The sequence below is a fragment of the Nitratireductor sp. genome, from assembly GCF_017794765.1.
Lineage (GTDB): Bacteria > Pseudomonadota > Alphaproteobacteria > Rhizobiales > Rhizobiaceae > Nitratireductor.
In genome coordinates this window covers 999,140-1,012,812 of record NZ_CP051236.1, presented here as the reverse complement: position 1 = coordinate 1,012,812, position 13,673 = coordinate 999,140, and the positions used below count along the sequence as shown (strand labels likewise).

The following is a 13,673-nucleotide window of genomic DNA, read 5'->3' as shown; positions in this document are numbered from 1 at the left end:
TCTCTCCTCAAACGACAACAAAGCCATGGGCGTAGGGATCGCGGTCGTCGATCATGATCGTGTTGTAGCCCGTGACACGCGCCCAACCGGCGACCGAGGGCACGATGGCGGGTTTGCCTGCAACCTGCGCTTCGGCCTCCACGCGGCCTTCGAACACGGACCCGATGATGCTTTCGTGGACGAAATTATCGCCGGGTTTCAGGAGCCCTTTCGCATGCCAGTGCGCCATGCGCGCCGAGGTGCCGGTGCCGCAGGGCGAACGGTCGATCGCCTTGTCTCCATAGAACACCGCATTGCGCGCATGGGCCTGCGGCTGCGTGGGACTGCCAGTCCACAGAATGTGGCTCAGGCCCTTGATGTCCGGCTTTTCGGGATGGACGAAATCGTACTTCGCGTTGAGGGCGGCGCGCAGTTTCGGGCTCCAGCCGATTAGCTCGCCCGCCGTATGGTTTGCCATATCCTCAAAGGCAGGCTGCGGCTCGACAATAGCGTAGAAATTCCCGCCATAGGCGACATCGACCGTGATTTCGCCAAGCCCCTCGACCTCTGCGGTCAGACCGGTGGAATGCACGAAGGCAGGCACATTGGTGAGGCGCACCTTTTCAACAAAACGCTCATTCTGTTCATATTCCACCACGACGAGCCCCGCCGGCGTGTCGAGGCGGACCACGCCGGGCTCGCGCGGACGGATGAGGCCGTTTTCGATGCCGATGGTGATGGTCCCGATCGTGCCATGCCCGCACATGGGCAGGCAGCCGGAGGTTTCTATGAAGAGAATGCCGATGTCGCAATCATCCCGCGTGGGCGGATAGAGAATGGAGCCCGACATCATGTCGTGGCCGCGCGGCTCGAACATCAGGCCGGTGCGGATCCAGTCATACTCGGCGAGGAAGTGCGCGCGGCGCTCCAGCATTGTGGAGCCCTGAAGCTGCGGACCGCCACCGGCCACGACCCGAACCGGGTTTCCGCAGGTGTGTCCGTCGATGCAGGTGAAGGTGCTGACCGCCATGGTGTTTTCCTGTCAAAACCGGTCGGGCCGGAAGGGCGATATGTCGATGGGTGGATTTCGCTCGAGGATCAGATCAGTGATGAGTCGAGCCGTGGCGGCCGATTGGGTGAGCCCCAAATGGCCGTGGCCGAAGGCATAGAGGATGCGGGGGCTGGAGGAGGCCCGCCCAATGACCGGAAGCGAATCGGGCATGGAGGGGCGCGAGCCCATCCACTCCGTTCCGCCTTCGCGCTTCAGCCCCGGCAGGAAGCCGGCAGCCTTGTCCAGCATGTGTTGTGCGCGCCTGAAATTGACCGGGGCATCGAAGCCCGCGAGCTCGGACGCGCCGCCGACACGGATGCCGGTGGCAAGAGGCGTGACCACGAAGCCATGCGCAGGGAAAATAACCTGACGTTTCAGATCGAAACTGCCGGGTGGCAGCGTGGTGTTGTAGCCGCGTTCGGGTGTGACGGGCAATTTGTCGCCAAGGAGGGCAGTGAGGCTGTTCGACCACGGCCCGGCGGCGAGAACGGCATGGTCTGCCTTGAGGGTTCGACCATCCTCAAAGGTGACAATGACGCCTTCGGTGCTATCGGCCAGATGAGAGACCGCTCCCTCGACAAGGTGGACGCCCCGCGCCTGAGCTGCTTCCAGCAGGGCAAGCGCATAGTCGCGCGGGTCGCTGACCGTTTTCCATTGCGGCAGGAACACGCCCTTCACCAGGCGGGGCGAGAGGCCCGGCTGCAATTCGACAAGGCGCGCGCCTTCCACATGCTCCACCTCGATGCCGGCCCTCTCGCAGCGCTCCCAGCTTTTTAGCGACGCGCGCCATGCCGCCTCGCTCTCGTAAAGTTCCAGAGCGCCATCGTGGCGCACCAGATGGTCGAGACTGGCTTCTTTCGTGAGGGATGCGGTTTCAGCTTCGGAGAGTTTATTCAGCGCTGCCTGCGCCGCCGTGCTCGCCTCGACGCGGTCTGGCAGGGAGGCGCGGAAGAAACGCAGGAGCCAGGGCAGAACCGATGGGAACTGCGCCGGTGGAATGGAGAGCGGCCCCAGCGGATCGACCAGCCATTTGGGCGCCTTGAGGAGGATGCCGGGAGACGCCAGCGGGAGAATGGAAGGAAAGGCGAATGCACCCGCATTGCCCCGGCTTGCGGCATTGGCCGGCGCATCGCGCTCGATGAGCACGACCTGCCGGCCTGTCTCCGCCAGGCGGAACGCGGTGGCGATGCCGATGATGCCGCCGCCAATGATGACGACATCCAAGTTGTCTCCCTGCCGGGTTTTGCCCATGTTCCCTCCGATAGATCAGGGCTGCGTGTACGCCGTCTTCACCGTCGTGTAGAACTCGACGGCATAGCGACCCTGCTCGCGCGAGCCAAAGCTCGAGCCCTTGGTGCCGCCGAAGGGCACGTTGTAATCGACACCGGCGGTTGGCAGGTTGACCATGACCATGCCAGCCTGCGATTTCTGCTTGAAGTCGCTCGCATATTTGAGCGAGGTGGTGCAGATGCCCGAGGAGAGGCCGAAACTTGTGTCGTTGGCGACATGCAACGCCTCCTCGTAATCCCTGACACGGATAACACTGGCGACCGGACCGAAGACTTCTTCGCGGTTGATGCGCATATCGTTTCCAGTCTCGGTGAAGAGCGCAGGCGCCATGTAAAAGCCAGGCTTCTCCAGCGTCAGGCGATCGCCGCCGATTGCGAGCTTTCCGCCTTCCTGCCCAGCGATCTCGACATAGGAGAGGTTCTGTTCGAGCTGTTTTTCATCGACCACGGGACCCATCTGTGTCTTCGGGTCGAGCGCATCGCCGACGACGAGGGTCCTGAGCTTCTCGGTGAGGGCAGAAACGAAACGATCGTGAATGCCCTCCGTCACAACGAGACGGCTTGAAGCCGTGCAGCGCTGGCCGGTGGAGAAGAATGCGCCATTGAGCGCAACGCCCACCGCCGCATCGAGGTCGGCATCGTCAAGAACCACAAGCGGGTTCTTGCCGCCCATTTCAAGCTGCACCTTTTTCAGATGCTCACCACAGGCTGCCGCGATGCCGCGACCCGTGGGCACGGAGCCGGTAAAGGAGATGGCCCGCACTTTCGGGTTTTCGATCATGCGGGGGCCAAGCTCGGAGCCGCGTCCGGCGACCATATTGAAGACGCCCTCGGGCAGGCCGGAGCGCGAGAGGATTTCCGCCAGCGCCCAGGCCGAGCCCGGGACCAGCTCTGCCGGCTTCAGCACGACTGCATTGCCATAGGCGAGCGCCGGGGCGATTTTCCACGCCGGAATGGCGATGGGGAAGTTCCACGGGGTTATCATGCCGATAACCCCCATGGGTTCGCGGCGCATGTCCACCTCGACGCCGGGGCGGATGGAATCGAGCCGCTCGCCCGGCAGGCGAACAGCCTCGCCGGCGAAGAACTTGAACACCTGACCGGCACGCACCACCTCGCCGATGCCTTCCGCCAGCGTCTTGCCCTCCTCGCGCGAAAGCAGACGGCCAAGCTCGTCCTTGCGGGCGATGATCTCATTGCCGACGGCATCGAGGATATCGAAGCGCTGTTGCGGGGTGGAACGCGCCCAGCCGGGCGCGGCATCATGGGCGGCATCGATGGCGCGGTCGAGATCGGCGGCACCGGAACGCGCTGCCAGGCCAACGATATCGCGCGTGTCGGACGGGTTTATATTCTCAACCTGGCTGTCGCCCTCGATCCAATCTCCGGCGATGTAATTCTTGAAATGGTTGGTGCCTGTCTCGCTGAGCGCCATTTGTGGAGTACCCCGTTTTTTTAAGTTTCAGTTGGCCGTTTCAATTCGACGGGCAGCCTAACGCAGACGCGGCCTGCCAGTCATGCGATGGTTCGTTATGCCAGCCTGCCATTTGCACATAAGATGCCTCTTGTGGACATAAGACGCCTTTTGGCCCAGCGGGCCAAACGCCCACGGGAAACCGAACAAACATTGTATCGAAGTCTTTAACTCATATTGGATCCAATATACAATTATAAAATCAGCGGCGGCATGAAGAACGTTAGCGTATGGCAAAAGCGCGTGTACGCAGCCAAGGGTTGCCGATATTGCCACGGGCAGGATTGAAACGATGAAGCTGGACAGCGTTGACATAAGACAGACAGCGTCAGCCACCGATCTGGTCTTTGAAGCTCTGCGCAAGGCCATCATCGAAGGTGAATTGGCGGAGGGCGAGCATCTGCGGCAGGATCATATCGCACAGATGTTCAATACCAGCCGCATTCCCGTGCGCGAGGCATTCCAGCGCCTGGAGCAGGACGGCCTGGTCACCACGCAGCGCTTCAAGGGAACGGTGGTCGCGGCACTCTCGGTCTCGGAAATCGAGGAGATCTTCGAGTTTCGCGCGCTGCTGGAGAGCGAAATGATGCGGCTTGCCGTTCCGGAGCTCACACAGGAGCGACTGGAGATCGCCCGGGCACACCTGCAGGCGTTCGCAGAGACTGCCGATCCCGGCGGCTGGGGCGAGGCGAACCGAAACTTCCACTACGGTCTCTATGAGGCGGCAGCCCGCCCCTATCATCTGCAGATCATTCGCTCCTCACTCGATCGGGTCGATCGCTATCTGCGCGCCCAGCTCACCCTTACGGATGGCGTGCAGCGAGCCAACCGGGAGCACCTGGCGATATTCGAAGCCTGCAGGAAAGGCGATGCGGATGAGGCCGCGAACCTCACCCGCTCCCATATTCTCGACGCCGGCCGCTCGCTCCTTGCGATACTGGAAAAGCGGCGCGGCTAGATGGTCAGCACTGGCCGGGACGGACCACCCGGAAGCCGGCAGCACGCGCGCTGCACGCATTGCCGAATGTCCGACGCTGGCCGCCCTTGCGGGCGCAAACAGGCCTGTATTCACGCGTGCAGGCCTGCGGACGACCTGGACGGTTCGACTGAGGCCGGCAGGTGCCCGGACGCACGATCCTGAACCCCTGAGCGCGCGCCGAACAGGCATTGCCGAAGGTGCGCTGCTCTCCGCCGCGTCGCGCGCAGACGGGGTTGTATTCCATCGTACACATCTGTGGCCGATCCGGCCGCGGAGGACGAGGACGATTGGGGCCTTCCTCAACCACGACGGTACAACTCGCCAGAATAATCGCGGCGCCCGCGAGTGCGCCCATCCGGGACACGATCTTTGCAATGAACACGGTCTACCCTCTCTCGACTCTCGGTGCGGAAACTCCGCTCAATCCCCGAAAGCAGATTAGCCGATTTGTGGAACGATTCCATCCCGTTGTACAAAGATCGTAAACAGAAGACCCATCTTCAACGCAGGCGACGAATCGTATCTCCTGCGGGAAAGCAAGTGGGTGACATCCCGTTCTTCTGTTGCCAATCGCCGATGGAACGGCGCGTCTTGAATCCGACGAGGCCATCTGATCCGCCTACGTCGTAGCCAAGACGTTCGAGCCCGCGCTGCATCGCAGCTACATCGCTACGAGTGAACCCGCCGAAACGACCCCAGGATGCAGCAAACTCGCTTTTGCCATACATGATACGATCACCCGCATGGCCGACGAAGAGCGCGTAAAGGTCGCTCTCATTGTAATCCTTGAGGCGATAGAAATTCGGCGTGACTATGAAAGCCGGGCCGTAGCGGCCGGCGGGCATCATCAGGTAACCTTCGCCCCTCAGTTCGTGCTCGGGAAACGCCTTGCCACCGACCCGGCGAATGCCGAGCGCCTGCCAGTCTGCTATGCGTTTTCCACGATCAGGGCCTTCAAGCGCACAGGACACGGATTGCGGGACGGTAACCTCGAAACCCCAGTCGCGCCCGCGCACCCAGCCATGCTGAGCCAGATAATTGGCAATGGACGCCAACGTGTCCGCCTCGGAATTCCAGATGTCGGCCGTGCCATTGCCGTCGCCATCCACCGCGTATTTCAGATAGGACGAGGGCATGAACTGTGGCTGCCCCATCGCACCGGCCCAGGAGGAGCGCATGGTCCGTGGTGAAACGCCCCGGCGCTCCACCATTTCGAGTGCCGCCAAAACCTCTTGTCGGAACATCTCTTTTCGTGTGGCGAGGAACGCCTTGGTGCCGAGAACCTCAAAGGCGTCGTAAGGGATCTTGGCGCGACCAAACCCGGATTCACGACCCCAGATGGCAAGCAGGATGCCGCGAGAAACGCCATAACGTTTCTCGATCCCAGCAAGAACGCCGGAAAGCTGACCGGCGCGGGAGCGGCCACCCGAAACAACGCCGCCAATATGTTTGAAATAGGCGGATGGAGCACGGAACTCGGCCTGATGCTGGGTGTCGCTCCGTGGCTTGCCCTGTCCCGGGAGAACGAGATCGGGCAGTTTCAGATTGGGGGAGACATTGGCAAAGGCTGCATTGAAGGTGGCAGAAGAAATGCCGCGCTGCTGCGCCTCGGGCCAGAGATCACTCGTCAACCAGTTGCGGAACTGCGCCTCGACGGATTGCGCCGACACCGGGATGGCGATCAGGCACATGAACAGGAGGGCCATGAGGCGGATCGTGTGGCGAAATCTCATGACGTTTCTCCCGCTTCCTTAAAAACTCGTGCGCGACTTCAGGGCTGCCGAAAGCGTTCCCTCATCCAGATAGTCGAGTTCGCCACCGACCGGCACCCCATGGGCAAGGCGCGTGACTTTCACGTCCATCCCCGCGACCTGATCGGTGATGTAGTGAGCCGTTGTTTGTCCCTCCACTGTGGCGTTGACAGCGAGGATCAGTTCCAACACACCGCCTTCGGCCACACGGCTGACCAGCCCCTTGATGTTGAGATCGTCGGGCCCAACCCCATCAAGCGGCGACAGCGTGCCTCCGAGAACGTGATAGCGCGCATTCATGGCGCCGGCGCGCTCCAGCGCCCAGAGATCGGACACGTCTTCCACGACGATGATCGTGCTGCCATCGCGGCGCGGATCGGTGCAAAGCGTGCAGGGATCGCTTGTATCGACATTGCCGCAGGTGGAGCAGACCCGCACCTTATCCACTGCCTCGGCCATCGCCGCCGTGAGCGGAGCGAAGAGCTGATCCTTCTTCTTGATCAGATGCAATGCCGCCCGCCGGGCCGAGCGCGGCCCAAGCCCCGGCACGCGGGCCAGAAGCTGGATAAGACGTTCGATTTCCGGTCCGGCGATGGATTTTGACATGACTGTTCCGCCCACACATGGCCAAGACGAGGCCGGCCACTCTTGCTGCTAGAACGGCAGCTTCATGCCGGGAGGGATCGGCAGGCCGGCGGTCATTTCCTGGGTTTTCTCCTGAATGGCCGCTTCGAGCTTCGTTTTAGCATCGTTGTGTGCAGCAAGGATCAGGTCTTCGAGAATCTCCACGTCGTCTTCCTTGAATAGCGACGGGTCGATTTTCAAAGCCTTCATCTCGGATTTGCCACTCAGCGTCACCTTGACCGTGCCGCCGCCGGCCTGACCCTCGATTTCCATTTCGGCCATTTCTTCCTGCATGGCCTGAAACTTGGCCTGCATTTCCTTGGCTTTGCCCATGAGGCCCATCAGATCGCGCATTTTGATCTCCAGTTCATTCAAAAATCGTCGTCATCATCGTCCGGATCGACCGGAACAATGGCGTCTTCAGTTTCCTCGACGGCATCGGGATCGGTCGCATCCGGGATGCGGATGTCGATGATCTTCGCACCGGGAAACCTCTCCAGAATGGCGGCCACCGCCGGATCGGCCTTGGCATCGGCTATCGCGCTTTCACGGCGACCCTCTTCCTGTTCGGCAAGGGTCTGCCCTCCGGCCTCACTCGACAGCGAGACTATCCAGCGACGGCCGGTCCATTCCTTCAGCCGATTGGTGAGGTCACCCATCACCGTCTTCGGCGCATCCTCGGTCAGGCTGATGTCGAGGCGACCCGGCTCAATGGAGACAAGCCGCACACACCGCTTGAGCAACACCTTGAAGGCCATGTCCCGCTTTGCATCGGCGAGTTTGGCGATGTCCTCAAGCGAGTTGAGCGGAACCGCATCGGGCACCGCCTCTTCGGCAACCACCGGCGGCTGCATCGCCACGGGCGCTGCTTCCGGCTGGACGAGACGCATGGTCTGACCGCCACCGGAGACCGGCGCATGCTGGGTCGCAACTGCGGATGCCACTGCGCCACCGGCGCCATTGCCGGACGGTGAAACCCCACCGGGCGCCGGAGGCTGGCCCTGCCCGTTGCCCGCACCTGATGACAGGTCGTCCAGTCGCTTCAGCGCCTCGTCAAGCGTGGGCAAACTGGCGGCGTGGGCGATGCGGATCAACACCATTTCGCCAGCGGCCATGGGCCTGCCAGAAGACTGCACCTCCTGAATCCCTTTCAGGAGCATCTGCCAGGTGCGCGAGAGAACCCGCACCGAAAGTGTCTTCGAAAATTCCAGACCCCGCGTGCGTTCGTCTTCCGAAAGCGCCGCATCATCGGCGGCTTCCGGCACGAAGCGCAGGCGGGTAACCAGATGATTGAACTCGGCCAGATCGTTGAGCACCGTGGCCGGGTCGGCGCCGACATCGTATTGGGCGCGGAATTCGGCAAGTGCGGCAGCCACATCGCCCTTCATCAGATGTTCGAACAGGCCGATGATGCGGCTACGGTCGGCCAGCCCCAGCATGTCGCGCACGGTTTCCGCCGTGACCTTGCCTGAGGAATGGGCAATCGCCTGATCGAAGATCGACTGGGCGTCGCGCATCGAGCCTTCCGAGGCGCGCGCGATCATGGCCAGAGCCTCGTCCTCTGCCTCCACGCCTTCCAGCCCGCCAATACGGCCGAGATCGGCCTTTATCATCGCCGCATCGATGCGACGCAGATCAAAACGCTGACAGCGCGAGAGGATGGTGATGGGAACCTTGCGGATTTCCGTGGTGGCGAAGATGAACTTCACATGCGGCGGCGGCTCCTCAAGCGTCTTCAACAGGCCGTTGAAGGCCTGGTTGGAGAGCATGTGAACCTCATCGATGATGAATACCTTGTAGCGCGCGGAAACTGGTGCGTAGCGCACCTGGTCGATGATCTCGCGGATATCATCGATACCAGTGTGGGAGGCGGCATCCATCTCCACAACGTCCACATGCCGGCCTTCGAGGATGGCGCGGCAATGCTGGCCTTCCTCTGACAGATCGACGGTTGGCTTGTCGATCGTGTCGGTCTTGTAATTGAGTGCACGCGCCAGGATGCGGGCGGTCGTCGTCTTGCCGACACCCCGCACGCCGGTCAGCATCCATGCCTGCGCGATGCGTCCGGCATTGAACGCGTTGGTGAGGGTACGCACCATCGGCTCCTGGCCGATCAATCCGGTGAAATCGCTGGGACGGTATTTGCGGGCCAGAACCCGGTAGGCGCCGCCGGCCTTGTCGCTTGTCCTGGTGCCGGCCTCGGTCATTGCCCTCTCGCGCTCCGTGTTTTGTCCTGACGCCGGCAGTGTCCCCTTGGACAAGGTTCTGCGTCAATGGACAATGTGGACTGCAAGGCTGAAATCCGATGAATGCGGCCAGGAAAGCAAGAAGAAGGTGGGAGGCTGGCACGGCGACCCGTGCCTGGCTCGTTAGGGCTGCTTCCTTCCGGACCTGACCCGGTTGGCGAGTGGCGCGTCCACCACCAACCTCCCGGCCCCCATATCGGAAATTGTGAGGACAAATGCAAGGGGAAGAGATGTGCTTTCCTGCCGACGGCCAATCATTCGCTTGCAGGTGCAGTCGGCTCCCTCTAGCGTTGACGCACATTATAAGGAAAGCCGATGCTGCCAGACGCAAAACAGGGTTTCGAGCTTGATCCAAAGCTGGAGGCTGAAAGCCTCCATGTGATGTGGCTCGGCCTGTGTGAGCTACGCCTTTGTGATGACAGTCGATGGCCGTGGCTCATTCTTGTTCCGCAGCGCCCGGGCGCGGAGGAGATCCATGACCTGACGCCTCTCGATCAGGCCATGGTCAGCTTCGAGACCAACATGGTTGCGCAGATGCTCAAGGATATGACGGGCTGCACAAAGATCAACAGTGCCGCACTCGGCAACGTGGTTCGCCAGTTACATATACATGTGGTTGCGCGCAGCGAGGACGACCCCGGCTGGCCCGGCCCCGTCTGGGGATACGGTGTCCGCGAACCTTATCGACGCGAAGACCTGCACCAGTTTGCCGAGACGATTCGCGGCAAGCTATGAGTTTGTTTGAAACCCGATAGATCGCCCTTCATGACCTTTCCATTTTTCGACAACATACGCGACGAGGCGAGCCAGCGTGTCGCTTTCTCCGGAAACCGCATCGACCGGCAGGCGGAGGCTCGCACAGACGATGCCGGCGACAGAGCGCTGGAGAACCCGGATGCGCGCCTGCTATTGTTCGCACAGGGGCGGCTTTTTCTTCGCGTTGCAGGCGACGATGCGTTCGATCCATACTTCACTCGGGAAACGGCCTCTCGCCTGGCAGCCGATCTGAAGGGCGCAGTGCTTCTTGGCCATGAGAACGGCACACCTATTCTGGCCGTTCCTTCGACGGCAGATATCGAAACCCTGCCCGAACCTCTCAAGGCGATCGACTATCGTTCCATTTATATGCAGGGACTTCTGGAACCGTCTCAACTTGGCGCGCTGGCGCAGGGAGCAGCGCTGCTTGCCTGGCACGACAGCCACCGGTTCTGTGGTCGCTGCGGCAACGAGACGGTGATGCGCGACGGTGGTTACAAGAGGCACTGCCCGGCTTGCAGTCGTGATCATTTCCCCCGCACCGACCCGGTGGTGATCATGCTTGCCGTGCGTGGTGAGCAATGCCTTTTGGGCCGCAGCCCTCATTTCGCACCCGGCATGGTTTCCTGTCTTGCCGGGTTTGTGGAGCCCGGCGAGACCATCGAGGCTGCCGTTCGCCGCGAAACCCAGGAAGAGGCCAACATAACTGTGGGCTCTGTCGCCTACCATGCCAGCCAGCCCTGGCCGTTTCCCTATTCGCTGATGATCGGGTGTTATGGAAAGGCCGAGAGCGTGGCGATCACCATGGACGAAAACGAACTGGAGGAATGCCGGTGGTTTTCCCGCGACGAGGTTCGCCTCATGCTGGAAGATGCGCATCCGGAGGGCTATCGCGTGCCCCCCACGGGCGCGATAGCCAACACGCTCATCCGCGACTGGGTGTTCGCAGCGTGAATATGTCGCCCAGGTGACTAATCGTCGTCTTCGGTCTGCGTGGCGCGGAAGGCATGCCCCTCGTAGACACCAAGAATGCGCACTTCACGCGAGAAGAAGCCGAGTTCCTCAAGCGCCAGAGCGACATTGCGGTCGTCGGGATGCCCTTCCACATCGGCGTAGAACAGGGTGGAGAAGAATTTCCCCCCGAGCTGATAACTTTCCAGCTTCGTCATGTTGACGCCATTGGTGGCAAAACCGCCCATGGCCTTGTACAGCGCGGCGGGAACGTTGCGCACCCGGAAGATGAAAGTGGTCATCATCAACTGGTCAGGCGATGTCCGCGCGGCCAGCTTCTGCTCTTTCGAGAGCACGACGAAGCGGGTGACATTGTTCTCGGTGTCTTCGACATTCTCCATGGCGATGTCGAGGCCGTAGAGCTCTGAGGCAAGCCGGGGCGCCAGCGCGGCATTGGAGCGCTCGCCCATCTCGGCCACGAGGCGGGCGGCACCTGCGGTATCGCCCGCGACCGTGCCCTTCCAGCGGTTCTTGCGAATGATGTTCCGGCACTGTCCCAGCGCATGAATATGGCTGTAGACCGTCTTGATTTCCTCGGTCTTCACACCGGGAAGCACCATGAGCTGAAAGTGGATCGGCAGGAAATATTCCCCTACGATATGAAGCTTCGAGCGCGGGAGAAGGTGGTGGATATCGGCCACCCGACCAGCAATCGTGTTCTCGATCGGGATCATCGCCAGATCGGCTCCGCCGGTTTCGACAGCGGTGAAGCAGTCTTCAAAGGTCGGACAGGGAAGCGGCTCCATGTCGGGAAACATATTGCGGCAGGCGGTGTCTGAATTTGCACCGGGTTCGCCCTGGAAAGCGATCTTGTTTGTCTTGGCTGCCATGATCATGTGTCCGTTTTCAATGCGAGTCTTTGCCTGGCTTTTTCCAGGTCTTCAGGGGTGTCGACACCAAGCGGAACCGCAGCGACGATCTGCGCATCGATGCGCATTCCCGCCTCGAGAGCCCGCAACTGCTCCAGCCGTTCGCGTGTCTCCAGAACAGAGGGGGGCAGGGAAACGAAACGCTGCAGCGCTGCGCGCCGATAGGCATAGATGCCAACATGATGATAGAGCGGCCCTTCCCCCCAGGGGGCGGTCGCGCGGGTGAAATAAAGCGCCCGCAAGCGAGACGAATCGCTATCCAGGGGGGCGCCCACGATCTTCACCACGTTCGGGTTGGTTTTCTCTGTCTCATCCTGGATCTCCACGCCGAGGGTGGCGATGTCCACCTGCGGATCGTTGAGCGGACCGGCAACGGCGCGGATGTCCTCAGGAGCGATGGTCGGGAGATCGCCCTGCAGATTGATGATGTTCTCAAAGCGGCCGTCCGGATCAAGGGTGTCCAGGGCCTCGAAGATGCGATCGGAACCGGACTGATGATCGGTGCTCGTCATGATGGCGGTGAAACCGGCTTTCTGGACGGCCGCGGCCACCTCGGTCGAATCGGTCGCGACGGCCACTTCGCCGGCTTCACTCTCGCTTGCGCGACGAGCGACGTGCACAATCATCGGCGCACCGGCGATATCGGCCAAAGGCTTGCCCGGCAATCTGGTCGAGGCCATACGCGCGGGAATTATGATCAGGCTGGACATGGAGGCCGGAACTCTTTTGAATTGCTAAAGTGGCAAAAAGTCTCACTGGGAAGTGCCTTATATGTGTTGCATGCGCGGAGCAAAAGACCTAGTTTCCGCGCGATTTTACCGGCAACGGCCGAACGCGGGGGACACTGGCGCTGAAGTTTCTTTCTTCTCGCCGCCGCGAGCGTCCGGAATAGGGAGCCTCAGGGCGTATGAACTCGTTCGAACTCAACAAAATCCTCGGCGCGCTTCTGGGCGCCGTTTTCGTAATCTTCTCGGTCAGCATTCTCTCGGACGCGATTTTCTCCTCGCCGCCGCCAGCCACACCGGGCTATGCGATCGAGGTGACTGAGGACGCTGGTGCCGGCGCATCCGACGGACCGGCCGAGCCGGAGCCCATTGCCCCGCTGCTCGCCTCCGCCGACGCCGGAAAGGGCGAGAATATCTTCAAGCGCTGTCAAGCGTGCCATACCGTGGATGAAGGCGGCGCAAACAAGGTTGGTCCCAACCTTTGGGAGATCGTGGACCGTCCGATCGCCAGCCATGAAGGCTTCGGTTATTCGGCAGCCATGCAGGAATTTGCGCAGGGCGGCAGCGTCACCTGGACCTATGAAAACCTGGATCATTTCCTGGCGAACCCCAAGGGTTTCATTTCCGGAACCGCCATGGCATTCGCCGGTCTGAAGAAAATCGAAGACCGGGCCGATCTGATCGCCTATCTGCGCCAGCACGCTTCGAGCCCAGCTCCTTTGCCTGACCCTGAGGCCGGGAATGACGACGACGCCGCGGCGGCACCGGCGGAAGGTGAAGAGGCTGCTCCTGTAACCGAAGGCGAGACGGCTCCGGCTGAAGAAGAGGCAGCTCCTGCGGAAGAAACGTCCACGGATGAAGCTCCGGCTGAAGGCGAAAATGCGTCATCAGGCAACTAACGAAAATTTAATTTTGCAAA

14 protein-coding genes and 1 other RNA gene are annotated in these 13,673 nt (G+C 61.3%); 4 read left to right on the top strand and 11 right to left on the bottom strand.

Annotation, left to right across the window (positions count from 1 at the left end):
• Positions 1–7 precede the first annotated feature (7 nt).
• The 3 genes from HF949_RS04885 to HF949_RS04875 are packed head-to-tail and all read right to left on the bottom strand — an operon-like array spanning position 8 to position 3,754.
• Entirely contained in the window at positions 8–1,009 is a 1,002-nt protein-coding gene (locus HF949_RS04885; protein WP_292898628.1) for a 4-hydroxyproline epimerase, read from the bottom strand.
• 12 nt (positions 1,010–1,021) lie between these two features.
• Complete coding sequence (locus tag HF949_RS04880; protein WP_292898627.1) at positions 1,022–2,281, bottom strand: NAD(P)/FAD-dependent oxidoreductase; 1,260 nt, start codon at positions 2,279–2,281, stop codon at positions 1,022–1,024.
• 15 nt (positions 2,282–2,296) lie between these two features.
• Complete coding sequence (locus HF949_RS04875; protein ID WP_292898626.1) at positions 2,297–3,754, bottom strand: aldehyde dehydrogenase family protein; 1,458 nt, start codon at positions 3,752–3,754, stop codon at positions 2,297–2,299.
• A gap of 331 nt (positions 3,755–4,085) precedes the next feature.
• On the opposite strand from HF949_RS04875, the gene HF949_RS04870 reads away from it, so the two are divergent.
• Positions 4,086–4,751: a GntR family transcriptional regulator gene (locus tag HF949_RS04870; RefSeq protein ID WP_292898624.1), complete on the top strand. Its 666-nt coding sequence runs from the start codon at positions 4,086–4,088 to the stop codon at positions 4,749–4,751.
• Positions 4,752–4,755: 4 nt separating this feature from the next.
• Here HF949_RS04870 and HF949_RS04865 read toward each other — a convergent pair whose 3' ends face one another.
• From HF949_RS04865 to ffs, 6 genes are all read right to left on the bottom strand, one after another.
• Positions 4,756–5,016 carry a Kazal-type serine protease inhibitor domain-containing protein gene (locus HF949_RS04865; RefSeq protein WP_366931283.1) on the bottom strand — a complete coding sequence of 87 codons (261 nt, stop codon included), beginning with the start codon at positions 5,014–5,016 and terminating at the stop codon, positions 4,756–4,758.
• Between the two features lie 256 nt (positions 5,017–5,272).
• A complete protein-coding gene (locus tag HF949_RS04860; RefSeq protein ID WP_292898621.1) occupies positions 5,273–6,505 on the bottom strand; it encodes a lytic murein transglycosylase in 1,233 nt (410 codons plus the stop codon).
• Between the two features lie 18 nt (positions 6,506–6,523).
• Positions 6,524–7,129 (bottom strand): recombination mediator RecR, encoded by a 606-nt coding sequence (gene recR, locus HF949_RS04855; RefSeq protein WP_292898619.1) that lies wholly within the window; start codon positions 7,127–7,129, stop codon positions 6,524–6,526.
• Between the two features lie 48 nt (positions 7,130–7,177).
• The gene (locus HF949_RS04850; RefSeq protein ID WP_229450204.1) at positions 7,178–7,501 is read right to left on the bottom strand and encodes a YbaB/EbfC family nucleoid-associated protein; all 324 of its coding nucleotides are present in this window, start codon (positions 7,499–7,501) and stop codon (positions 7,178–7,180) included.
• Positions 7,502–7,518: 17 nt separating this feature from the next.
• Entirely contained in the window at positions 7,519–9,354 is a 1,836-nt protein-coding gene (locus HF949_RS04845; RefSeq protein WP_292898616.1) for a DNA polymerase III subunit gamma/tau, read from the bottom strand.
• Between the two features lie 127 nt (positions 9,355–9,481).
• An RNA gene (gene ffs / locus HF949_RS04840) (signal recognition particle sRNA small type) lies at positions 9,482–9,578 on the bottom strand.
• 130 nt (positions 9,579–9,708) lie between these two features.
• On the opposite strand from ffs, the gene HF949_RS04835 reads away from it, so the two are divergent.
• Both HF949_RS04835 and nudC read left to right on the top strand, forming a co-directional pair.
• Positions 9,709–10,128: an HIT domain-containing protein gene (locus HF949_RS04835; protein ID WP_292898614.1), complete on the top strand. Its 420-nt coding sequence runs from the start codon at positions 9,709–9,711 to the stop codon at positions 10,126–10,128.
• A gap of 30 nt (positions 10,129–10,158) precedes the next feature.
• A complete protein-coding gene (gene nudC, locus HF949_RS04830; protein WP_292898612.1) occupies positions 10,159–11,103 on the top strand; it encodes an NAD(+) diphosphatase in 945 nt (314 codons plus the stop codon).
• Positions 11,104–11,120: 17 nt separating this feature from the next.
• Here the strand turns inward: nudC and HF949_RS04825 are convergent, their stop codons facing one another.
• Positions 11,121–11,996 carry a prephenate dehydratase gene (locus tag HF949_RS04825; RefSeq protein WP_292898610.1) on the bottom strand — a complete coding sequence of 292 codons (876 nt, stop codon included), beginning with the start codon at positions 11,994–11,996 and terminating at the stop codon, positions 11,121–11,123.
• A complete protein-coding gene (locus tag HF949_RS04820) occupies positions 11,993–12,739 on the bottom strand; it encodes a 3-deoxy-manno-octulosonate cytidylyltransferase (RefSeq protein ID WP_292898609.1) in 747 nt (248 codons plus the stop codon). Before HF949_RS04820 ends, HF949_RS04825 begins: the two co-directional genes overlap by 4 nt.
• Before the next feature lie 197 nt (positions 12,740–12,936).
• On the opposite strand from HF949_RS04820, the gene HF949_RS04815 reads away from it, so the two are divergent.
• The gene (locus HF949_RS04815) at positions 12,937–13,653 is read left to right on the top strand and encodes a c-type cytochrome (RefSeq protein WP_292898608.1); all 717 of its coding nucleotides are present in this window, start codon (positions 12,937–12,939) and stop codon (positions 13,651–13,653) included.
• Positions 13,654–13,673 lie beyond the last annotated feature (20 nt).